The following is a 21,494-nucleotide window of genomic DNA, read 5'->3' as shown; positions in this document are numbered from 1 at the left end:
GCTCCGGTGGAGGGTTATACACGGAATTGGGCCGTCGCCGCGCGCAGGTGGTCTCCGGTGCTGACCAGCTGCTCGCCGAGGCGTGCGGTGGCGTCGGCGCCATGGGCGGTTGCTTGTGCGTCCTGCTGCAACACTTGGGTGTCTTGCTGAATCGAACTGGACAGGCCGATCTGCTCCTGGGTGAGCTGGGCGATGCCGGCGTTCAGTTCGTCGATCTGGCCCACCGCCGTGGCGATGGTCTCGAGCATGTGGGTGGCTTCCACCGAGCGTTCGATGCTGGCCTGGGCCTTGTCGCCGTTGGCGGTCATCACGTCGAGCACGCCGTTGGCGCTGTTCTGCAGGCGCTGGATGATCTGCTGGATCTCGGCGGTGGAGGCGGCGGTCTTCTGCGCCAGGTTGCGCACCTCGTCGGCGACCACGGCGAAGCCGCGGCCCTGTTCGCCGGCGCGGGCCGCCTCGATGGCGGCGTTGAGGGCGAGCAGGTTGGTCTGTTCGGCGATGCTGCGGATCACGGTGAGCACCGAGCCGACCTGCTGGGTTTCTTCCTCCAGTTGCTGCATGGCCTGGACGGCGCCGAGCACGCTGCTGCCGAGGTCGCTGATGCTGCCGGACAGCGCCCCGATGCTGGTGCGCGCGGCCACCGCCTGGCGCGAAGCGTCGCCGGCGCCCTGGGAGGCCTGCTGGGAGCGCTGGGCCACTTCCTGGATGCTGCTGGTCATGGTCTGGATGTCGCGGCCGATGGAGTCGGTGTGGCCCTGTTGCGACTTGGCGTTCTCTTCCGCCTCCTGGGTCAGCCGGTACAGCTCCTTGGACATCTGCCCCAGCGGGCTGGCGGCGTCGATGATCTGGCGGATGGTGTTCTGCAGTTTGTCGAGGAAGCCGTTGAACAGCTGGATCATTTCGCCGATCTCGTCGCGCGAGTCGACGTTGACCCGGCGGGTCAGGTCGCCGTCGCCCTTGGCGATGGCCTGCAGCGATTCGATCACGCCATGCACGTTGCCCATGATGCCGCGGATGATCAGCCAGGCGCCGAGGCCGACCAGGGCCACCAGCAGCGCGGTGAGGATGAAGCCGACGCGGGTGGTGTCGGCGTTGTCGGTGCGGGCCTGGGCCAGGGTGTCCTGGAAGTCCTTATAGGTGTGGGCGCGGAACACCGAGCCGAGGTCCTGGGCGGTCTTCAGGTCGCTGGCCATGCGGTCCAGGCTCGGACGCAGGTCGTCGAAGCCGGCGCTGCCCTTGATCAGCTGCTCGGAGGCGGACAGGGCGTTGTCGGCGTAGCGGCCGATGGCGGCGCGCCACTGCTCCAACTCGTTGGTGCGCTCGGCGTTGGCGCGGGTCAGCGGCTGCAGGGCCTGCTGCATGCTGGCGATCTCGCCGAGCACCTGGCGCGCCTCGCCCAGGGTCTCCAGCTCGCCGGCGGCCACCGCGCTGTTGAGCAGGCCGGGCAGGCGGGAGAACTGGAAGATCACCGCGTCTGCCTTCTCCAGCGACGGGAAGCTGTGGGTCTCCAGCGTGACCAGGCGTTTGTCGTTGGCCGAGAGCTGGATCGAGGTGTACCCGACGAACAGCAGCAGGCCGAGCAGGGCGACAGCTGGCAGCAGTGACAACTTCAGGGTCAGCGACAGATTCTTCAACATGGCAGATACCCAATTCGGGGGCGCAGAAGTGTACAGAAAGCCGATTAGTGGCTAAAGGCCATTTGTCGGTCATCCCGTGACCATAAGTGCGGTTATTGTGTTGTCGCTATGTCGGCCATCCCTCTTATTTCTATAGCTGCATATCGTAGGAATTGCCTGTTTTCTGTCGTTCTCCGATGGTGGCGATATGCCCCCCGGCTCGCCTAGACTCGGGGCATAACTATAAGAAGGAGCCACCGATGCGCGCTGCGATCTTGCTCGGCCTGATGCTGAGCGCGGCCACGCATGCCGCCGACCCGGTGACGGAGGTCATGGCCGCGCTGCAGCCCAGTTCCCTGGGCGCCGCCGAGCAGCGTGCCGAGCTGGCCTGGTTCGCCGAGGCCGGCGAACCGTTCCGTGGCGTGCAGGTGCGGGTGATCGCCGAGCGCATTCCCACCCACTGGTACGAGGCCAACGTGCTGGCCCCGCTGTTCACCCGCCTGACCGGCATCCGCGTGATCCACGAGATCAGCGGCGAGGACGACGTGGTCAACAAGCTGCGCACCCAGCAGGAGACCGGCCTGCCGCTCTACGATGCCTATGTCAGCGACAGCGACCTGCTCGGCCAGCACTTCCGTGGCGGCCAGGTGCTGGTGCTGTCCGACTTCATGGCCGGCGAAGGCGCCGCGGTGACCTCGCCGACCCTGGCCCTCGACGACTTCATCGGGCTGCCCTTCGTCACCGCGCCGGACGGCAAGTTGTACCAGCTGCCGGACCAGCAGTTCGCCAACCTCTACTGGTACCGCCGCGACTGGTTCGAGCGCCCGGAACTGCGCAAGGCGTTCCGCGAGCGCTATGGCTACGAGCTGGATGTGCCGCAGAACTGGTCGGCCTACGAGGACATCGCCGCGTTCTTCACCGAACAGGTGGGCGAGATCGACGGCCAGCGGGTCTACGGCCACATGGACTATGGCGGCTTCGATCCGTCCATCGGCTGGCGCCTGTCCGACGCCTGGCTGGGCATGGCCGGGGTGGGCGACCCCGGGTTGCCCAACGGCTTGCCGGTGGACGACTGGGGCATCCGCGTCGAGGGTTGCCGCCCGGCCGGCGCCAGCGTCGCCCGGGGCGGCGCGCTGGACAGCCCGGCGGCGGTCTATGCCGTCCGCCAGTATGTCGACTGGCTGCGCCGCTACGCCCCGCCGGAGGCGCAGCAAATGAGCTTCAACCAGGCCGGCAGCGTCGCCGCCCAGGGCCACGTGGCGCAGCAGGTGTTCTGGTACACCGCCTTCACCGCCGACTACATCAAGCCGGACAGCGCCGTGGTGGATGCCGAGGGCCGGCCGAAGTGGCGGGTCGCGCCGTCGCCGCGCGGCGCCTACTGGCGCGACGGGATGAAGTCCGGCTACCAGGACGTCGGCGCCTGGACCCTGCTCCAGGCCACGCCGCTGCGCCAGCGCCAGGCGGCCTGGCTGTACGCCCAGTTCGTCACCTCGCGCAGCGTGTCGCTGCGCAAGACCCTGGTGGGGCTGACACCGATCCGCCGCTCCGACATGGAGTCGCCGGCCATGCAGGCCGAGGCGCCGCGTCTCGGTGGGCTGGTGGAGTTCTATCGCAGCCCGGCGGCGCGGCGCTGGACGCCCACTGGCGCCAACGTGCCGGACTACAGCGGCATGGCCAGCCTGTGGTGGCGGCAGCTGCATCCGGTGGTGGCGGGCCGGCTCGGCGCGGACCAGGCCCTGGGCAACCTGGCTCAGATCTTCGACCAGCATCTGCAGGCGCTCGGCCAAAGCCAGCGGCACCCCTGTGCGCCCCGGCTCAATGCGCCGCGCGCGGTGGACGAGTGGCTGGCGCGCCCCGGTGCGCCCTGGCCGAAGCTGGACAATGAACGCCCGCCCGGGCGCACCCAGACGTACGAGGAGGCCCTGCGTGCGTGGGATTAGTCTGTTGTTGCTGAGCCTGCTCGGCTGGCCGCTGGCGGCGGCCGAACTGCAGCTGTACGCCTGGGAGCGCGCCCCGCTGGTGCAGCAGCGCCCGGACGGTGGGGCGGCCGGCCTGGTGCCGGAGCTGGCCGACGAGCTGTTCCGGCGGGCCGGCATCGGCTACCGGCTGAGCTTCCTGCCGTTGCAGCGGGCCCTGCACCAGGTCCAGCAACAGCCGCGCAGCTGCGTGCTGCTGGTGGAGCGCCAGCAGGAGCGCGAGCCGCATTTCGGCTGGGTCGGGCCCTTGCTGGTGTCGCGTCTGGGGCTGTACGCCAAGGCCGACGACGACCTGCAGCTGGCCAGCCTGGAGCAGGTGCGCGGCCTGCGCGTGCTCAGCCACCAGGGCTCCGGGGCCGGCGAATACCTGCAGAGCACCGGCGTCGCGGTGATCTACTCGAACAAGGAGTCGCTCAACCTGAGCATGCTGCAGCGCAGCCGCGCGCGGCTGTGGGCGACCAGCTCGGCGGTGGCCGACTCGCTGGCGGCCAGGCCGCCGCCGCGCGAGGTGCTGCCCTTCCTCACCCTGATGGAGGACATCGCCTGCCACCCGGACATGGACCCCGCCGAGCTGCGACGCCTGCAGCGCGAGCTGTGGCAGATGTATCGCGAAGGCTGGGTGCAGGCCCTGTACCGCCGCCACGGCATGAGCCTGCGCTAGCGGCTCAGTCCGGCAGCGGAGTGGCGAGGCCGTCCAGGGTCTGCTCCAGCACCTCGCGGGCCTGTTCCAGGACTTGCCGCTTCCAGTCGTCGGCGTCCACGTAGAAGGCGTCGCGCAACTGGCGGCCGATGCGTTCGCGCTGGGCCGCGCTGGCCTGCGGGTTGCGGTGCAGCCAATGGTCGGCGCGCAGCGCGTTGAGCACCTTCAGCCCCGGCAGGGTGCCGTATTCCAGGGTCAGGCCGTTGTATTCGGCCTGGCCGCATTCGCTCATCGCCGCATGATCCTGGGTGCCGTCGAGGACGGCGGAGGTGGAGCTGCCGTCCAGGCTGCTGGTCACCTTGTCGCCCCACCAGGCCTTGGCCCGGCGCATGGCCAGCGGCGTGTCGTGGCCCTTGTAGATGCGCTCGCCGAAGCCGCGCGGGCCGAGGCCGGTGTGCACGTCGATCCAGCCGATGCGCCGGCATTCGCGGCCGTGCCGGCGCAGCACGCGGCGCAGGATGATGTTGCTCCAGGTCGGCGCGGTGCCGGTGAAGAACATGCCCCGGGGGTCGCTGTGCTGGCCGCGGGAGATGGCGCCCTGCAGCGCCATGCGCCCGCACAGGGCGTGACCGATCAGGCCCAGGGTGGTCGCCAGGGTCGGCGGCTCGCGGCGGGGCAGCAGCAGGTGGGCGATGCGCCGGTAGCCGGGGTTGTCCGGCAGCGGCTGGGTGAAGTCGAGGAAGTTGCGGTTGAGGTCGACGTTGTCCTCGTTCACCCGGCGCAGCCAGGAGAAGCCGTGGGGGTTGAGGGCGTGGATGAACAGCACGGCCAGGTCGTCGCGCCAGCAGCGTTCCATCCAGGCGGCATCGCGCAGGCGGTCGATCTGCACGGCCGAGCCGCAGAAGCCCTCCACGCCGTGGCAGCCGCTGCTCAGCACCAGCAGGTTGGCGGCGTCCGGCGGGCCCAGGCGGGCTACGTCCATCGCCAGCTGCTCGCGGTCGCGTCCCCGCAGGGGGTGGATGTGCGACTCGACGGCCAGGCCGTTGGCGCTGCAGGCGTCGAGGAATTTCTGCCGGGCTTCGGCGTAGCGCTGGGCGAAACAGGTCAGGTCCATGGCATTTCCGTGTGGTGAAGGGCGCCCGCGCGGTTTCGCGGGCACGGCCGGGCCCTCGGCGCGGGCTCGTGGCCTGCGCCGGACGTCGGCGGGAAGGGTCGGGAGGGAGCGGCGGCCTCGTGGGCCGCCGGCGTCAGGTGGCCGTCATGGGGCGATCACCACGCGGCCGAGGCTGCTGCGGCGCTCGCCGAGCTGCACGGTGTCGATCTCGATGAGCGTGCCGAACTCGGCGGACAGCTCGCGCAGGCGTTCGAGGATGCGCCGCGCCTGCTGCCGGTTGTCGGCCGTGTCGAGGGCCAGGCGCGGGATGCCGCGCTCGGCGTCGCGGCCGGCGAAGCCCAGTTCGATCGGGTGCAGCAGCAGTTCGCGCAGGGTGCCGTCGGCCTTGAAGCGGCATTCGGCGACCACGCTCTCGAACCAGATCGGCTCGCTGAAGATGCCGACCACGCGCTTCCATTCGAGGAACTCGGCGGGGGTCGACACGCGCGGGTCGGTGATGCCCCGGGGCCCGGCGATGGCTTCGGCGGCGGCCCACTCTGGCTCTTCCCACTCGTCGCGGGCGACCACCTGCTGGCTGTTGTCCATGAAGCAGAAGTTGCCCAGGGAATACAGCAGCGGCTTGCCGCGGTAGATCTCGATGCCGCGCAGCTGGTGCGGGCCGTGGCCGCAGAGCATGTCGGCGCCGTCGTCGACCAGTTGCCGGCCCAGGGTTGGTAGGTAGTTCGGCACTTCGGTGGTGAAGTTGTCCGGCTCGTGGGTGTGCTGGGCGACGATGGCGAAGTCGCTGGTCTGCTTGGCCTGGCGCAGGTTGTGGACGATCCCGGCCTGGTCGCGCTTGTCGCATTCGTAGTGGATGCGCAGCGAGCCGGGGGCGGTGTTCGGGTCGATCCGGTAGTGCAGGGCCATGCCCAGGTGCAGGCTGTGCTCGCCGTACAGGGCCTTGAGCAGGTAGTGGTCCTGGAACGGTTCGTGGGCGTTGAGGCGCTTGAGCACGGCGAAGTCTTCGGCGCTCACCAGGCGATGCGCCGTGGTGCGCAGCGGGTTGAGCCCCGGGCGCGGCGGCACCACGCCGAGGCCGTCGTTGGCCGGCGCGTTGGCCTCGAAGGTGGTGGCGTAGGAGATCAGCGACACCCGCGCCCGGGCCGTGTCGAGGAAGGCCGGCGCGCGCGCCGCGGACAGGCTGGCGCCGGTGCCGGCGTGGGCGATGCCGGCCTCGTCGAGCAGCCGGTCGGTCATGCGCAGGCCGGCCGCGCCCCAGTCCAGCGCGTGGTTGTTGGCGCGAGCCATCAGGTTGAAGCCGAGGGCGGCCAGGTCGGCCGGCGCGTCGGCGTCGCTGATCAGCCAGGCGAAGCCGGACTGGGCCTCGGGGTGGCCGTCGTAGGTGCGCAGGTCGATGGCCGAGCCTTCGTAGTTGCCCACTACCACGTCGCCGCGGCGCAGGATGTCCAGCAGCTCGGGCGACTTGCGCGCCAGTTTGGCGCGGATGGCGTGGGTGATGATGATGTCGCCGACGGCGACCACGCAGAAGCCGTCTTCCACGTCGGCGTTGCGCCAGGTCGGCTGCAGTTCCAGGGACTCGGGGCGTTGCTGCGGGGCTTTGATGCGTTGATGCATGGAGCGGATTCCTGATCAGGCCTGGCTGGCGGCCGGCGCGTTGACGGATTCGGGGATGGCGCGGGCGGCCAGGTCGGCGCGGCTGCGCTCCGGGTCGACCAGGCGCAGGGCGAGCAGGCCGCCGGCGAGCAGGGCCAGGCCGAACAGGCCGACGGCCAGTTCGAAGCCGCGCACCAGATCGCCGCCCTGCCAGCCGATGGCCTGGCCGACCACGTGCGGGGCGAGCATGCCGGCGCTGGTCATCAGGCCGATGTGGATGGCCAGCATGCTGCCGCGCTGCCGGGGCGGGGCGATGTAGGCGACGATGGAGTTGGCGAAGGCCGGCAGCAGGTTCACCACCACGCCGCCGACCAGGTACAGCGCCAGGGTCAGGTGCAGGCCCTGGTCGAAGAAGCCCATCAGGCTCATGGCCAGGCCGCCGACCAGGCAGGCCAGCGCCGGCGGCAGGGCCATGGCCAGGCGCACGCTGGCGCCGCGCTTGAGGGCGCGCTGCGACAGGCCGGAGACGCCCAGGTTGAGCAGGATCACGCCGAGGGTGGCGGCCATCACCACGTAGCCGGACTGCATCGGCGTCATGCCCAGGCCCTTCTGCAGGTAGGTCGGCACCCAGCTGTAGATCAGCGCGGTGGGCAGGTAGGAGCAGAAGCCGGCCAGGGTGATGAAGACGAAGGTGCGGTTGAGCAGCAGGTGGCGGTAGGGCGTGGTGGCGCCGCCGGTCTCGCCGGCCGCGTCGTCGTGCCGGCCCTCGCGGCCGACCGCCAGCCACAGCCCCAGCCAGAGCAGGCCGATACCGGCCAGGATCAGGTAGCCGACGCGCCAGCCCAGGTGCTGGATCAGCAGCGGCAGGGACAGGGCGCCGGCGATGGCGCCGAGCATGATCGCCACCTGGATCAGCGCCGAGGGCAGCACCCGCTCGCGCGGCGCGTACCACTTGAAGCAGGCGTGCTGGGTCACCGCCGTGCCCGGGCCGCAGCCGGCGCCGAGCAGCATGCGGCTGGCGACCAGGGCGAAGAAGCTGGTGGACAGCGCGGTGAGCAGCTGGGCGGCCATCCACACCAGCGACATGCCGGAAAGAATCCAGCGGCTCGGCAGGCGGTTGGCGAGAAAGCCCACCAGCACGCCGGAGACGGAATAGAGGAAGAAGAAGGCGCTGCCGATGAAGCCGAACTGCTCGGGGGTGAGCTGCAGCTCGTCGATGATCTGCGGGCCGGCGAAGGCGAAGATGGTCTTGTCCAGCACGCTGATGACCATCACCGCCATCAGCATGGCGACGATCAGGCCGCGTCGGTCGTGGGCGGGAAGCGGCATGGATCAGGCCTCGCGCGGGCGGGTCGTGGCCGGGCGTCGGCGGCGCTGGGCGAGGGGCTGCGGGGTCGGCTGCATCTGTCGTGGTCCTTGTACTTCCCGGATGCTGTGCAGCATGCCGCAGCGGGCCGCCGCTGGATAATCACCTCTGCGCATGTGTATCGGCTTTGGTTATGCTGGCCCGCCGCCTGGTTCGGAGAACTGCGATGGCGCTCTACACCGCCGAAATCCTCTGGTCGCGCGGCGACCAGGACTTCCTCGACAACCGCTACAGCCGTGGCCACCTGTGGCGCTTCGACGGCGGCGTGGAAGTGCCGGCCTCGTCCTCGCCCCACGTGGTGCCGCTGCCCGGCTCGCGCGAGGACGCGGTGGACCCGGAGGAAGCCTTCGTCGCCGCGCTGTCCAGCTGCCACATGCTCTGGTTCCTCTCGCTGGCGGCCCGCGACGGCTGGCGGGTGGACGACTACCGCGACACGGCCGAGGGGCGGATGGGCCGGAACGCCGAGGGCCGCCTGGCGATGACCCGCGTCACCCTGCGCCCGGCGGTGACCTTCGCCGGCGCCGCGCCCAGCCGCGAGCAGCTCGACGCGCTGCACCACGCCGCGCACGAGGAGTGCTTCATCGCCAGCTCGGTGAAGACCGAGGTGCGCTGCGAGCCGCACTACGTCCCCTGATCTCCGTAGGGTGCGCTGTGCGCACCAGCGCCGCATCAGGCCTGCGGCGCATGCGGGCTCTTGTAGGCGTACACCAGCTCGTCGGAGAGGGCCTTGGCCTCGCGGGTCATCAGTTCCTGGTCGCGGCAGACCAGGGAGATGTTCATCGGCGGTATCTGCTCGGCCAGGTCGAGCACTTCCAGCGCCTGGCCGAGGGTCTGCACGCGCTCCAGCAGGCGCTGCGACCAGTAGCTGATGGCGTCGGTGTTGAGCGCCAGCTCGGAGAACAGCACCACCGAGGCGCACTCGATGATCCGCTCCGGCGGCTCGACCCGGTAGTGGTCGAACATCAGGCCGACCCGTGATTGTTCCAGCGAATCCTGCAGCAGCCATTCGTGCTCGCGCAGCTCCGCCAGCGAGCGGCGCGCGCCGCCCAGCGGATGGCCCTTGCGCACCGCCAGCACGGTGGGCTGGGCATACAGCTCGGTCCAGTGGAAGCCGTAGCTGTTGCGGATCGCCGGCTGCGAGGTCAGCACCAGGTCGAGCTGGCCCTCGCGCAGGCCCTCCATCAGCTTGGACGGGCGCAGTTCGTGGATCTGCACCCGCACCTGCGGGTAGCGCTTGCGGTAGCGGTTGAGGCTGGCGACGAACTGGGCGCCGGGAGTGACCGGCGACACGCCGATGGCCACCTTGCCGTCCATGGTGCCCTTGAGAGTCTCGATCTCCTCGCGGGCGCGGCGCACTTCCTCGAGGATCAGGCGGGCGCGGCGCACCAGGCGCTCGCCGTACTCGGTAACGGTGATGCCGCGGTTGGAGCGGATCAGCAGCGGCACGCCGAGTTCGGCCTCCAGCTCCTTGATGCCCTTGGACAGGGCCGGCTGGGAGATGTGCAGCAGGCGCGAGGCCTCCTGGATGCTGCCACTCTCGCTGATCGCGAGCATGGCGCGGAGTTGGTGCAGCTTCATGGGCGACGCCAGGATAGCGGTGGGTGAAGCCCTGAATGTAAAGCAAAACGCGGACACCGGCAGTGCTCCGGGTCAATGGCGGGGAAAACGCCGGCAGCCCGCGGGCCGCCGGCGTGGCGGGTGGAGCTCAACGGATGCCGGAAGCGCGCAGGGCTCCGGGAGTGAACTGCTTGCGGCTGTAGCGGACGTCGAACTGGTAGGCGTTCTTCTCCTCGTTGTACAGCGCGTTCACCGCGTAGCGGCCGGACAGCACGTCGTAGTGGGTCTCGGCGTTGAACAGCGGAATCTGCTGGTCGTAGAAGAAGCTGGCGTGACCCTCGGAAACGCGCCACAGCTGGCCGCGCCCGTCGTAGGCGTCGGCCTCGGCGGCCTGCCAGCTGTCCTCGTCGATGAACAGGTCGCGGCGCGAGTAGACGTGGCGCTGGCCCGGCTTGAGGGTGGCGCTCAGGTGCCACACGCGGTGCAGCTCGTAGCGGGTGTGCGCGGGGTCGAGGTGGCCGGGCTTGATGAGGTCGGCGTACTTCAGCTCGGGCGAGGCCAGCTTGTAGCTGTTGTAGGGGATGTACATCTCCTTCTTGCCCACCAGCTGCCAGTCGAAGCGGTCCGGCGCGCCGTTGAACATGTCGAAGTCGTCCAGGGTGCGCATGCCCTCGGCGCCGGGGCTGTCGTAGGCGATCTGCGGGGCGCGGCGCACGCGGCGCTGGCCGGCGTTGTACTGCCAGGCCATGCGCGGTTCCTTGACCTGGTTGATGGTCTCGTGGACCAGCAGCACGCCGCCGGCCAGGCGCGCGGGAGAGAGGAACTCCTCGCGGTAGAAGTAGAGGATGTTGGTCATCTCCTGCGGCGCGTAGTCGCTGAGGCCGACCGGGTAGGCCAGCTGCTGCTTGATCAGACTCGGGGTGAAGGCGCCGCTGGCCTGGGGCGAGGCCTGCACCACCATGCGCTGGAAGGCCAGGCCGCGGTAGCGGCCGATGTGGTTCCAGATCACCTCCAGGCCGTTCTGCGGGATGGCGAACGGCAGGCCGCCGCTGCGGTAGTTGTGCAGGCCGTTGCCGCCCTCGGCCAGCTGGGTGTCGGCGGCGTTCTGGCGGGTGGTGTCGAGGTAGCCCTGGGGCAGGCCGACCGAGCGCCGGGTCGGGTAGACCGGGATGCGGTAGGTCTGCGGGTAGCGCTTGAACAGGGCGAGCTGGCCGGGGGTCAGCTTGTCGCGGTACTGCTCGACGTTGGCGGCGGTGATGGTGAACAGCGGCTGGTCGGCGGCGAACGGGTCGGCGAGGAAGCCGTTGGCGTCGCGCCGGCCGGCGTCCCTGGCCAGGCCGCCGGTCCATTCCGGGATGCTGCCGTCGGCGTTGCCGGCGCGTTCGGCGCCGATCGGGGTCAGGTCCTGGTCCAGGCGGGCGATCTGCTCGGCCGGCACCGCGGCCAGTGCCTGGCCGGCGAGCAGGCCGAGGCCGAGCGCGCCGGCGCGCAGCAGTTGCGTGGGGATCGGGGAATACGTCATGTGCATAGACCTCAGAAGCTCATGCCGACGCTGAAGGCGAGGAAGTCGCGGTCGGTGTTGGTGTTGAAGTCGCCGCCGAAGTAGTTGGTGTAACTCAGGCTGGCGGTGTAGGTGGACAGGTAGTCGGCGTCCAGGCCGAGGCTCACCGACTTGTTGCCCTCGGTGAAGGTCGGCCCGAAGCCTTCCACGTCATGGGCGAAGGCCAGGTTGGGCTTGAGGTTGACCCCGGCGATGGCGTCGTTGAACTCCAGCTGGGTGCGCAGGCGGTAGCCCCAGGAGTTGCGGGTGTAGAAGCCCTTGCTGGTGCACTGGTCCGGGTTGGTCGTGTTGAGCAGGGCGGTGCACAGGCCGTTGCCGGTCATGCCCAGGGCGGCGGCGGAGTCCGGCAGGCGGCCGTTGCCGAACACGCTGCTGCGGCCGAAGCGCAGGTCGGAGCCGTCGCTGGAGCCGAGGCGGCCGATATGGCTGTAGCCCACCTCGCCGACCAGCACCAGGCGGTCGCCGCCGAGCACCTGGTCGAAGGTGCGCACGGCGCTGACCTGGGCCTGGGTGAAGGGCATGCGCTTGTAGCCCTGCACCAGGCCGCCGGTCTCGGTGCCGGCCCAGCCGGTGTCGAAGATCGCCAGGCCGTCGATGTCCAGCGCGCCGACCAGGCCGCCGACGCTGGCGGCGGTGGACACGTCGGTGCCGTTGAGCGACAGCGGCATGTTCGGCCGGTGGCTGATCTCGCCGGATAGGGCGGTGCCGTCCGGCGTGGTGGTGGCGAAGCTGAGGCCGTACAGGCGGATGTCTTCCGGGTACTGCAGGTAGTAGCGCGCGCTGGCCGGGCCGGGGGCGCCGGTGACGGCGCTGAAGTCGGCGTTGCCCACCTGCCACATGCTTTCCGGCGTGCGGCTGTGGTAGTTCAGGGCATAGAGGCCGAACTCGGTGTCGTTCAGCGCCGGCACCAGCCAGCGCAGGGCGACGCCGAACTGGCCGCCGTCGCGGGCCTCGCGGTCATCCAGGCGCGGCACCCAGCCGTACATCGACGGGTCGCGGTTCCGGTCGCTGCCGAAGGTGGTCATGCCGTACTCGCAGCCCTTGGCGGCGGTGTCGGTGCCGAAGAAGGTGCCGCAGTTGTCGAGCACGGTCTTCTCCCATTCCAGCTGGTAGAAGGCCTCGACGGACAGGTTCTCGGTCAGCCCCTGGGTGACATAGAGCATGTTCACCGGGATCAGGCCTTCCTTGATCTCCGAGCCGGGGCGGCGGAAGGCCGCCACGTCGGCCGGGTTGATCGCGTTGATGCTGTTGCCGATGAAGGTGCTCTCGCCCCAGCTCACCACCTGCTTGCCGGCGCGCACGCTGCCGGGCAGGTCGCCGATCAGGTAGTTGTGGTAGACGAAGGCGTCCAGCAGCTCGAAGCCGGATGCCTGGGCGGCGTTGTCGCGGCCGCCGTCGTCGATGTCGTAGAGCAGGCGGTGCTCGTCCTTCAGCTCGAAGTCGTACCAGTACTTGCCACGCAGGAACACGCCGCTCTCGCCGTAGCGCAGCTGCAGGTCGTGGACGCCCTTGAAGATCTTCGAGAAGGTCTCGCCCTTCTTGAAGTTCAGCCGTCCGTCGTCGCTGGTGCGGGTCGAGGCGCTGCCGCCGTTGGCCTTGCCGACGAATTTGGCGTCCGCGTCGTCCAGGGCCCAGCTGGCGCCGATGGATAGGGAGGAATCGATCTGCCCCTCGATGGGGCCGATGTTGAAGCTGGCGGCCTGTGCCGGCAGCGCGCTCGCCAGCGCCACGGCCAGTGCCAGGGTGTGGGGAGGCATGGTCCCCGCGCCTGTTGTTGTTCTTTTCATGCTGCTCTCCCGCTGTTCAAAGAAGGCCCGCGGCTCGGCCGCGCGGCGCATCGCTTCTTTGCAGCCTGCTGACAGGTGCCGGGGCATCCTAGGTAAGCCCCGCGCCGCTGACTTCTGAAAAATCCTCATGCCCATAGCCAAAGGTGAGGGCGGCCGCGTGGGCGGAGCGGCGTGAGGCGCGGCGGGGCCGGGAAAGCCCCGTGGTTGGCGGGCCGCGCGACTTGGCCGCGGATAACCCGGGGTTATCCCGATAAGCAGTGGGTTGTGGCTGCCCCGTTCGCGGGCATGCCCCGTCGGGCGTTGCGCGCAAGCCCCGGCGGCAACGTGTGGGTGACGCCGTGCCGCGCAGGTCTATTCCCCCGCCAGTGCCACCACCGGGTCGAGCCTGGCCGCCTGTCGCGCCGGCATGAAGCCGGACAGGAAGCCGGTCGCCAGCGCACAGGCGAAGGCCAGCGCGGCCGCCCAGGCCGACAGGCCGATCGGCACGCCGGCCAGGCCGAGCCCGCCCGCGGCGGCGGTGCCGAGCAGCAGCCCGACCACGCCGCCGGCCAGCGACACCAGCACCGACTCGGTGATGAACTGGCCGAAGATGTCGCGCTGGCGCGCGCCCACGGCCAGGCGGATTCCGATCTCGCGGGTGCGCTCCTTCACTGCCATCAGCATCACGTTCATCACGCCGATGCCGCCGACCACCAGCGACACCGCCGCTATCAGCCCCAGCATCAGGGTCATGCTGCGCTGCGCCGCCATCTCGACGTTGAGCTGCGCGGCGGCGTTGCCGATGGCGAAGTCCTCGCGCCCGCCGTGGCGCGTCAGCAGCAGCGCGCGGATGGCCTGCTCCGTGGCGCCCACCGCCGCGGACGACGGCGCCTCGACCACCAGATGCTGGGGATGCTCGTGGTGCATCACGCGGCTCATCGCCGTGTGGTAGGGCACGAAGACATCGTCGTCCTTGCTGCCGCCGGCGCTGTCGGCGCCCTGCGCGGTCATCACGCCGATCACCTCGAATGGCGCGTCGCCGATCAGTACCTGCCGGCCGATGGGGTCGGCCACGCCGGGCATCAGCAGGGCCAGCCGCTCGCTGCCCAGCACCACCACCGGCGCCAGCGCGGCGTCCTCGGCGGCGTGGTGGAAGCGGCCCTGGGCCACGGGCCAGCGGTGGATCAGCGGCATCGCGTCGGTGGTGGCGGTCACCCACACCGGCTGGCTGACGTTGCCGTGTCGCAGCAGGTGCTCGCCGCCGACCACCGGCATGGCCCGGCGCACCTGCGGCAGCGCCTCGATGGCCGCCAGATCGTCCAGGCTGATGCGCCCCGGCGGGCCGCCGTCGGCCGGCTCGCTGGCGCTGATGTACAGGGTGGCCGTGCCCAGCGAGCCCAGTTCGGCCATGACCTTGCGCCGGGCGCCCTCGCCGATGGAGAACATCACGATGACCGAGGCCACGCCGATGACGATGCCCAGCAGGGTCAGCGCGGTGCGCAGGCGCTGCGCCCGCATCACCCGCCAGGCCGAGCGCAGCGCCTCGCCCAGGCCGCCGAGCAGGGAACCCGTGCCGGGCCCGGCGGCGTGCGCCATGTCCGGCGGCGGCAGGGGGCGTGGCGACGGCTGCCCGCCGCGGTCGGCGGTGATGGCGCCGTCCCTGATCTCGACCACCCGGGGCGCATGGGCGGCGACCTCGGGGTCGTGGGTGATCAGGACGATGGTGTGGCCCGCGGCGTGCAGTTCCTTCAGCAGGGCCAGCACCTCGCCGCCGCTGGCGCGGTCCAGCGCGCCGGTGGGCTCGTCGGCGAGGATGATGCGCCCGCCGTTCATCAGCGCCCGGGCGATCGAGACGCGCTGCTGCTGGCCGCCGGACAGCTGCGTCGGCCGGTGCGCGCTGCGCTCGCCCAGGCCGAGGCGGCCGAGCAACCCGGCAGCGCGGCGCTGGCGGTCGGCGGCGGCCTGGCCGGCGTAGACGGCGGGCAGCTCGACGTTCTCGCGCGCGGTCTCGCCGGGCAGCAGGTGGTAGCCCTGGAAGACGAAACCGAACGCCTCGCGGCGCAGCCAGGCGAGCTGGTCGGCGTCGAGCGTGGCCACGTCGTGCCCGGCGAAGCGGTAGTGGCCGGCGCTGGGCCGGTCGAGGCAGCCCAGCAGGTGCATCAGGGTGGACTTGCCCGAGCCGGACGGGCCGACGATGGCGACGAACTCGCCGGCGCGGATGGTCAGGTCGACGCCGCGCAGCACCTCGGCCACGGGGCGGTCGCCGCCGCCATGGCGCTTGCCCACGCCGATCAGTTCGAGCAGCGGCGGGGTCATGGCGCGTCGGTCGTGGCCAGGACCAGACGCTCGCCGACGTCGAGGCCGGCGACCACCTGCGCGTGGCGCCGGTCGCGCACCCCGAGCGTCACGCGGCGCTCGACCGGCCGGCCACGCGCATCGAGCACGCGCGCGATGAAATGGTCCGCCTGGCCGGGCAGCAGGGTGAGCGCCGCGAGCGGCACCAGTGGCACGTCCCTGACCGCCGCGGTGACGAAGGCTACCTGCGCGCTCATCGCCGGCTTCAGCGCGCCGTCGGCGTTGTCCACCTCGAACAGCACCGGGTAGCTCACGGCCGTGCTGGTCGCCGGCGCGCCGTCGGTGCGTTTCGGCGGCGCGGGCAACACCTGGCGTACCGTGCCCTGCCAGCGCCGGGCGTCGTTGCCCAGCCGCACGAAGGAGGCGGCCATGCCCGCCTGCACATGGCCGATGTCGGCCTCGGCCACGCTCACGCGCACGGTCATGCGCGACAGGTCGGCGATCGACAGCAGCGGCGGGGTCTGGTACTCGGCGTTGAGCGTCTGGCCCGCCCTGGCCTCGACCGAGATCACCGTGCCGGCGATCGGCGCGTGGACGCGGGTGTAGCCCAGCAGCGCCTCGTCGCCCTTGAGTTCGGAGGCGACCTGCCAGAGCTGGGCCTCGAACGCCGCGATGCGCGCCTGGGCCGAGCGCATCGCGGACTGGGCCACCTCCACGTCTTCCAGGCGGGTCGCGTCCTGGCGTTGCAGCAGGCGTTGGCGTGCCAGTTGCTGGCGCGCCAGGTCGGTCTGCGCCTGCTGGTCGGCGAGCTGGGCGCGCAGCGCGGCCAGGCGTGCCCGGCCGGCCTCCACCGTCGCCTGGTGCAGCGAGGCGTCGATCTCGGCGAGCAGCTGGCCCTGTCGCACCGTATCGCCGGGCTGCACCAGCAGCCGCACGATCTGGCCGGAGACCTGCACACCGACCTCCACCTCGGTGATCGGCTCCAGCCGGCCCAGGGCATGCACCGTGGCCTGGATGTCGCCGCGGGCGATCGCCTGCGTCTCGTGGCGCGCGCCGCTGTCGCCGAGCCAGGGCCAGGCGGCGCCCAGCAGGGCGAGCCCGGCCAGCAGCGAGGCGGCGAGCGCGAGCGCCCGCCGGGAGCGGGGCGGGCGCGTCACTTCGCGGTTCTCTGCCGCGCCGGGCGGGCCGGCTTGCCCGAGCCGGTCGCCCGGGCGCGCAGGGTGATGGCCAGCACCAGCGCGATGGCCGGCAGCGAGATCAGCGCGCCCCACAGCAGCAGGCCGGTCAGCGCGCCCCAGCGGGCGACCATCGGCAGCGCGCTCGCCATCAGCAGCAGCCAGCCCGCGACGCGCAGGAGGCGCCCGCTGCGCGCGGCGAAGGTACGCCCGGCCAGGTCGCGCTGGTGCCGATCCATGGCCGCCGCCAGCGCCAGCAGGCCGGCGAACGACAGCGCGATGGCGCAGAGCAGTTCCCAGGACGGCGTCATGTGGCTTTCCTCGCCATGCGCAGGGCGATGGCCGCCAGCAGCGCGCCCACCACCAGGCTGACCAGCTCGACCGCGAACATCTGCCAGCGGCCCTGCCCGGCGTAGCGGCCGAACCAGTCGCCGGTGGTCGCCAGGTTGAGCAGCGGCAGCGCCAGGCAGAGCAGGGCGGCCAGCCCGAACTGCTCGACCCAGGCACGCCGCCCGGGCCGCGACAGCGCGTGCAGCAACGTGGCCGCCCAGACCAGCAGGAAGACGCGGATCTCGGTTTCCGGCCGCTCCGGCAGGTCGAGCGGAAGCAGCCGGTTGCCCCACAGGTAGGCGATCGAGGCCAGGCAGATGCCGGCGACGCAGGCGACGTTGAGCGCCTCGATCAGCCGGTACATCTGTGGGGTGGCCCGGCCGAACTCGTTACCGCTGCGCTGCCGGCGCTTGACGGTGAACAGCACCAGCCCGGAGGCGATCATCACGCAGCCGACGACGCCACACAGGAACCACAGCCAGCTCGCCGTCCAGCCGCCGAAGCGGGCTTCGTGCAGGTTGATCAGCACGCCGCGCGTGTGCTCGGCCTCGGTGCGCGGATAGCGGGCTTCCTCGCGCAGGCGCGGCGGCTCGCCGACGATCTGGAAGGTGGCGGCGCGGGGGCGCGGCAGCGTCTGCGCCTCGGCCGCCGCCATGCCGAGCCACAGCCGGTAACCGCCGTCGTCGTCCGCCTGGCGGGTCATCCAGGCCAGCGGCTGCCCGCTCCGCGTCTGGGCCTGCGCCACCAGCGGCAGCAGCGCGTCGGGCGCCAGCCCGGCGGCGGGCTGTGCCTGTGGCAGCCCTTGCTGGCGCCGGGCCTCGGCGCGCTCGGCATCCCAGTAGGGGCTGCTCAGTTGCAGCTCGGCCCCGAGGCCACCGGGCATGCCGTAGTGGTAGAGGATGGAGCCGGGCATCCACACGTTCTGGAAGATCACCAGGCCGGTGTAGACGATCATCAGCTGGAACGGCAGCGACAGCACCGAGGCGATGTTGTGGCCGTCGAGCCAGCTGCGCTGCCCCTTGCCCAGCCGCAGGGTGAAGAAGTCCTTGAAGATGCGCTTGTGGACGACGATGCCGCTGACCAGCGCCACCAGGGTGGCGATGCTGACGACCCCCACCAGCACGATCCCGCCCATGCCGGCGTGCAGGCTGTAGTGGAAGCCGACGAAGTGCCAGCCGCCCGCGGTTTCCCGGGGTTTGTGCCGCGCCTCGGCGGGAATTTCGCGGCCGCTGGAAGGGTCGAGCTGGCGCTCGTGCTCCACGTCGTCGGCGTCGTGCCATTCGACGTCCACGCGCGCGGGCGCGAGGACGACGCTCCACTCCGCCGCGTCGCCCGCCTCGCGCTGCAGGTAGCGCAGGGCGAAGCCCAGCGCCTGCTCGCTCTGCCCGGCGGACAGCGTGCCCTGGGGCGCAGGCGGCCCGCCGCGCATCCACTGGCTGATCGGCGCGCTGAACACGCAGATCGTCCCGGCCACGAAGATCACCATCAGCAGCCAGCCGAACACCAGGCCGCTCCAGGTGTGCAGGCCGGAGAGCGATTGCCGGAAGCCCGTGCTCATGGCGTGTCTCCCAGCAGCAGGATTACCGCCAGCGGTGGCAGCGAGGCCAGGACGAGGCCGGCCCAGGCGCGCGTGGCGCTGCGCGCCGCGAACACCCAGACCGCCGCCGCCGTCCACACGGCGAAGCCGCCGAGCGTGGCCCACAGCACCGCCTGCACCCGGCTGCCGGGCAGCAGCAGGGGCAGGGCGATGATGACCGCAGAGGTGAAGCCGAAACCGCCGACGATGGCCGCCACGATGCGCGACAGCACCGGCATGGGGGCGGCCGCCATCAGAAGCTGTACTTGGCGGTCAGCATGAACTTGCGCGGTTCGCCGTACAGCGCGTTGCCGCCGCTGGTGGGGATGATCCGGTAGTAGGTCTTGTCGAACAGGTTGGTGACGTTCAGCTGCACGTCCAGGTGCTCGTCGTGCTGGTAGCCGACCATCGCGTCGGCGATCGCATACCCGCCCTGGTTGAAGCGGTAGGCCTGGCCGCGCAGGGTGCCTTCGTCGTAGACGCCGTTCTGCCAGCGCAGGTTGCCGCCGATGCGCCACTGGTCGCCTGGCAGTCGGTAGCTGGTGAACAGCTTGAGCTGCTGGGTCGGCATGTTGGTGTTGCGCTTGGTGCCGATCCTGCTGGGGTTGGCGTCCTTGCGGATTTCCGAGCTGGCGTAGGTGTAGCCGCCGCCCAGCTGCCAGTTCGAGGTCACCGCGCCCTGGGCCTCCAGCTCGTAGCCCTCGCTGCGTACCAGGCCGGCCGCTTCGTAGCAGGTCCGGGTCGGGTAGAAGGGGCAGCTGGTCGGCTGGTCGTCCAGCGCCATGCCCAGGTTTTCCTGGTCGATGCGGAACACCGAGGCATTGGCGTTGAGCGCGCCGTCGAAGTATTCGCCCTTGATGCCGATCTCGTAGTTCTTGCCGACCACCGGCTCGATGAACTTGTCGGAGGCGTCGCGCAGGTTCTGCGGCTTGAAGATGTCGGTGTAGCTGACATAGACCGAGTGCTGCGCATCCAGGTCGTAGACCAGGCCGGCGTACTTGGTCAGGTGGCGGTCGTAGCTGTAGCCGCTCGCCGTGGGCAGCCAGTCGCCGGTCGTCGGAACGATGTAGCGCCCCGTGGATTCCTGCTCGAACCAGTCGAGCCGCGCGCCGAGGATGAGCTTGAGTGGGTCGGCGAGGTTCAGCCGGGTGGTGACGTAGTAGCCGTGCTGGCGCTCATCGTTGTCGAAGTCATGGTCGTGGTGGTCGTCGAAGCCACCGGGCCAGACCGCGTCGTGGCTCCAGTTGTCGAAGTCGATGCCGGTTGCCAGGGTGGGTGCCAGCGCCCAGTAGCCACCGGTGCGGCCCTCGTTGTCGACGGTGCGATAGCTGGCGCCGAGTACCAGCTCGTGCTTGCGGCCCAGCAGCTCGAACGGGCCCTGGGCGCTCAGGTCGTAGCTGACCCTGTCGTTGTCGCTCTTCGAACTCCAGCCGACCAGTCGCGGCTGAAGGGTCGCGTCATAGCCGGCACTGCTGGCGCGGGCGTCGGTTTCCGCCCATATCCAGTTGGCGGACAGGTTGACCTTCCAGTCGTTGGCGAAGCGATGCTCCAGGCTGGCGAAGACGTTGGTGTTGAGGATGTCCCAGAAATCCCCCTTGTTGCCGAGGAAGGTCGAGCGCGACAGTTTCATGTCCCGGCCGTAGGGATCGGACGGCAAGCCGCTCCAGGTCATGATGTCGTTATTCTTCTGATGGGACAGACCCAGGGTCAGCAGGGTGTCTTCGCTCAGATCGGCTTCGCCGACGAAGTAGTAGAGCTGCCGTTTTTCCTCGGCGACGTCCTGGAAGCTGTCGCTGTCGCGCCCCGAGACCACCATGCGACCGCGCAGGGTGCCGGCCTGGTTGAGCGGGCCGGAAACATCCGCCTGCAGGCCGTAGTGATCCCAGCTGCCCACCTGGCCCTGGAGGTTGGCCTGGAACTCCCTGGTCGGGCGCTTGCGCACGAAGTTGATCGCGGCGGATGGCGTGCCCGTGCCCTGGGTCAGGCCGGCCGAGCCGCGCACGACTTCGACCCGGTCATACATGGCCAGGTCGTTCAGCAGCAGCTGGCCGTAGAACACCGAGGTAGGCAGGCCGTCGAAGGTGTAGTTTTCCACTTGGAAGCCGCGCGAGAAATAGATTTCCCGGCCAGGGCCGCTGTTGGAGTGGGCGACGATGCCGGGGGTGTTGACCAGCGCGTCGCTGACCTTGGCCATGGCCTGGTCGTCCATGCGCTGGCGGGTGATGACGGTCACCGACTGCGGCGTCTCGCGGATCGACAGCGGCAGCTTGGTCGCGGTGTTCATGCTGCCGGTGGTGTAGGAGCCGCTGCCTTCGGTGGTGCCGGTGACCAGCGCCACGCCCGTCACGCTGGTAGGCGCCAGGGTGGTGGCGCCGTCGCCGCTCGCCACCTGATGCAGCGAGTAGCCGCCGTTGCCGGTGCTCACCAGCTGGTAGCCGCTGCCGGCGAGCAGGCGCTCGAAGCCCTCGTGCACGCTGTAGCTGCCCTGCAGGCCGTTGCTGCTCAGACCGTCCAGCATGCGCGGGTCGAACACCAGCTGTACGCCCGAGGCGGCGGCGAACTGCGCCAGCGCGTCGCTCAGGCTTCCGGCGGGGATGGTGTATTCGCGGCTGGCGGCGCTGGTGGATTCGGCGGCCAGCGCGTGGCCCGGGGCGAGCGCGGCGGCGCCCGCCAGGCCGGTCAGCGCGCAGCCGATGGCGAACGCCAGCAGGTGGGGCCGGCAGGTCGGCGAGGCTTCGCCGCGGACAACGATGGAGGATGCGAGATCCGCTGTGCGGGCCGGTTGCCGTGGAAGCCTGAAGACCATGCCGAATACCTTTTCGTCGATGTGGGTGGGTGGTGTTCGCGCCTCGGGAAGCGCGCATTCACCCGGTACACCGGACGAGGCGGAAAAAGTGATCACCTGGCGGCAAATTTTTTTGCTGGCCGT

At 70.4% G+C, this 21,494-nt stretch carries 16 protein-coding genes; 3 read left to right on the top strand and 13 right to left on the bottom strand.

The window, feature by feature from the left end:
• Positions 1-14: 14 nt before the first annotated feature.
• Positions 15-1,637 (bottom strand): methyl-accepting chemotaxis protein, encoded by a 1,623-nt coding sequence (locus N7640_RS06605; protein WP_220815389.1) that lies wholly within the window; start codon positions 1,635-1,637, stop codon positions 15-17.
• Positions 1,638-1,876: 239 nt separating this feature from the next.
• On the opposite strand from N7640_RS06605, the gene N7640_RS06600 reads away from it, so the two are divergent.
• Positions 1,877-3,556, top strand: coding sequence for an ABC transporter substrate-binding protein (locus tag N7640_RS06600; RefSeq protein WP_279901742.1), 1,680 nt, complete (start codon positions 1,877-1,879; stop codon positions 3,554-3,556).
• The gene (locus tag N7640_RS06595; protein WP_279901743.1) at positions 3,543-4,253 is read left to right on the top strand and encodes a transporter substrate-binding domain-containing protein; all 711 of its coding nucleotides are present in this window, start codon (positions 3,543-3,545) and stop codon (positions 4,251-4,253) included. Before N7640_RS06600 ends, N7640_RS06595 begins: the two co-directional genes overlap by 14 nt.
• Positions 4,254-4,257: 4 nt before the next feature.
• Here N7640_RS06595 and N7640_RS06590 read toward each other — a convergent pair whose 3' ends face one another.
• The 3 genes from N7640_RS06590 to N7640_RS06580 all read right to left on the bottom strand — a co-directional run bounded on the left by N7640_RS06590 (position 4,258) and on the right by N7640_RS06580 (position 8,268).
• The gene (locus N7640_RS06590) at positions 4,258-5,346 is read right to left on the bottom strand and encodes a M14 family metallopeptidase (protein ID WP_279901744.1); all 1,089 of its coding nucleotides are present in this window, start codon (positions 5,344-5,346) and stop codon (positions 4,258-4,260) included.
• 144 nt (positions 5,347-5,490) lie between these two features.
• Positions 5,491-6,960, bottom strand: coding sequence for a CapA family protein (locus N7640_RS06585; RefSeq protein ID WP_279901745.1), 1,470 nt, complete (start codon positions 6,958-6,960; stop codon positions 5,491-5,493).
• A 15-nt stretch (positions 6,961-6,975) separates the two neighbouring features.
• On the bottom strand, positions 6,976-8,268 hold the full coding sequence (locus N7640_RS06580) for an MFS transporter (RefSeq protein ID WP_279901746.1): 1,293 nt from the start codon (positions 8,266-8,268) through the stop codon (positions 6,976-6,978).
• A 203-nt stretch (positions 8,269-8,471) separates the two neighbouring features.
• On the opposite strand from N7640_RS06580, the gene N7640_RS06575 reads away from it, so the two are divergent.
• A complete protein-coding gene (locus N7640_RS06575; RefSeq protein ID WP_279901747.1) occupies positions 8,472-8,939 on the top strand; it encodes an OsmC family protein in 468 nt (155 codons plus the stop codon).
• 35 nt (positions 8,940-8,974) lie between these two features.
• On the opposite strand, the gene N7640_RS06570 is transcribed toward N7640_RS06575, so the two are convergent.
• The 9 genes from N7640_RS06570 to N7640_RS06530 form a co-directional block, all read right to left on the bottom strand.
• Positions 8,975-9,883, bottom strand: coding sequence for a LysR substrate-binding domain-containing protein (locus N7640_RS06570; RefSeq protein WP_220815396.1), 909 nt, complete (start codon positions 9,881-9,883; stop codon positions 8,975-8,977).
• 127 nt (positions 9,884-10,010) lie between these two features.
• A complete protein-coding gene (locus tag N7640_RS06565) occupies positions 10,011-11,384 on the bottom strand; it encodes a DUF1329 domain-containing protein (RefSeq protein WP_279901748.1) in 1,374 nt (457 codons plus the stop codon).
• Between the two features lie 11 nt (positions 11,385-11,395).
• Entirely contained in the window at positions 11,396-13,180 is a 1,785-nt protein-coding gene (locus N7640_RS06560) for a DUF1302 domain-containing protein (protein WP_279901749.1), read from the bottom strand.
• Positions 13,181-13,561: 381 nt separating this feature from the next.
• A complete protein-coding gene (locus N7640_RS06555) occupies positions 13,562-15,505 on the bottom strand; it encodes an ABC transporter permease (protein WP_279901750.1) in 1,944 nt (647 codons plus the stop codon).
• On the bottom strand, positions 15,502-16,641 hold the full coding sequence (locus N7640_RS06550) for an efflux RND transporter periplasmic adaptor subunit (protein WP_279901751.1): 1,140 nt from the start codon (positions 16,639-16,641) through the stop codon (positions 15,502-15,504). The genes N7640_RS06555 and N7640_RS06550 overlap by 4 nt, the downstream gene beginning before the upstream one ends.
• Positions 16,638-16,970, bottom strand: a complete 333-nt coding sequence (locus N7640_RS06545) for a DUF3325 domain-containing protein (protein ID WP_279901752.1) — start codon at positions 16,968-16,970, stop codon at positions 16,638-16,640. Before N7640_RS06545 ends, N7640_RS06550 begins: the two co-directional genes overlap by 4 nt.
• On the bottom strand, positions 16,967-18,547 hold the full coding sequence (locus N7640_RS06540; protein WP_279901753.1) for a PepSY-associated TM helix domain-containing protein: 1,581 nt from the start codon (positions 18,545-18,547) through the stop codon (positions 16,967-16,969). The genes N7640_RS06545 and N7640_RS06540 overlap by 4 nt, the downstream gene beginning before the upstream one ends.
• Positions 18,544-18,819, bottom strand: a complete 276-nt coding sequence (locus tag N7640_RS06535; RefSeq protein WP_279901754.1) for a DUF3649 domain-containing protein — start codon at positions 18,817-18,819, stop codon at positions 18,544-18,546. Before N7640_RS06535 ends, N7640_RS06540 begins: the two co-directional genes overlap by 4 nt.
• On the bottom strand, positions 18,819-21,371 hold the full coding sequence (locus tag N7640_RS06530; protein WP_279901755.1) for a TonB-dependent siderophore receptor: 2,553 nt from the start codon (positions 21,369-21,371) through the stop codon (positions 18,819-18,821). The genes N7640_RS06535 and N7640_RS06530 overlap by 1 nt, the downstream gene beginning before the upstream one ends.
• Positions 21,372-21,494 lie beyond the last annotated feature (123 nt).

Source organism: Pseudomonas sp. GD04015 (assembly GCF_029837675.1).
GTDB lineage: Bacteria > Pseudomonadota > Gammaproteobacteria > Pseudomonadales > Pseudomonadaceae > Aquipseudomonas > Aquipseudomonas paralcaligenes.
Note: the sequence above shows the minus strand (reverse complement) of the source record. Positions and strands in the feature narration are given on the sequence as shown.

Excerpts from the sequence above, each read along its gene's own strand:
- N7640_RS06560 (WP_279901749.1), bottom strand. The coding sequence starts at position 13,180 with ATGCCTCCCCACACCCTGGCACTGGCCGTGGCGCTGGCGAGCGCGCTG.
- N7640_RS06535 (WP_279901754.1), bottom strand. The coding sequence starts at position 18,819 with ATGGCGGCCGCCCCCATGCCGGTGCTGTCGCGCATCGTGGCGGCCATC.
- N7640_RS06545 (WP_279901752.1), bottom strand. The coding sequence starts at position 16,970 with ATGACGCCGTCCTGGGAACTGCTCTGCGCCATCGCGCTGTCGTTCGCC.
- N7640_RS06530 (WP_279901755.1), bottom strand. The coding sequence starts at position 21,371 with ATGGTCTTCAGGCTTCCACGGCAACCGGCCCGCACAGCGGATCTCGCA.
- N7640_RS06605 (WP_220815389.1), bottom strand. The coding sequence starts at position 1,637 with ATGTTGAAGAATCTGTCGCTGACCCTGAAGTTGTCACTGCTGCCAGCT.
- N7640_RS06555 (WP_279901750.1), bottom strand. The coding sequence starts at position 15,505 with ATGACCCCGCCGCTGCTCGAACTGATCGGCGTGGGCAAGCGCCATGGC.
- N7640_RS06565 (WP_279901748.1), bottom strand. The coding sequence starts at position 11,384 with ATGACGTATTCCCCGATCCCCACGCAACTGCTGCGCGCCGGCGCGCTC.
- N7640_RS06540 (WP_279901753.1), bottom strand. The coding sequence starts at position 18,547 with ATGAGCACGGGCTTCCGGCAATCGCTCTCCGGCCTGCACACCTGGAGC.
- N7640_RS06600 (WP_279901742.1), top strand. The coding sequence starts at position 1,877 with ATGCGCGCTGCGATCTTGCTCGGCCTGATGCTGAGCGCGGCCACGCAT.
- N7640_RS06580 (WP_279901746.1), bottom strand. The coding sequence starts at position 8,268 with ATGCCGCTTCCCGCCCACGACCGACGCGGCCTGATCGTCGCCATGCTG.
- N7640_RS06570 (WP_220815396.1), bottom strand. The coding sequence starts at position 9,883 with ATGAAGCTGCACCAACTCCGCGCCATGCTCGCGATCAGCGAGAGTGGC.
- N7640_RS06590 (WP_279901744.1), bottom strand. The coding sequence starts at position 5,346 with ATGGACCTGACCTGTTTCGCCCAGCGCTACGCCGAAGCCCGGCAGAAA.
- N7640_RS06575 (WP_279901747.1), top strand. The coding sequence starts at position 8,472 with ATGGCGCTCTACACCGCCGAAATCCTCTGGTCGCGCGGCGACCAGGAC.
- N7640_RS06585 (WP_279901745.1), bottom strand. The coding sequence starts at position 6,960 with ATGCATCAACGCATCAAAGCCCCGCAGCAACGCCCCGAGTCCCTGGAA.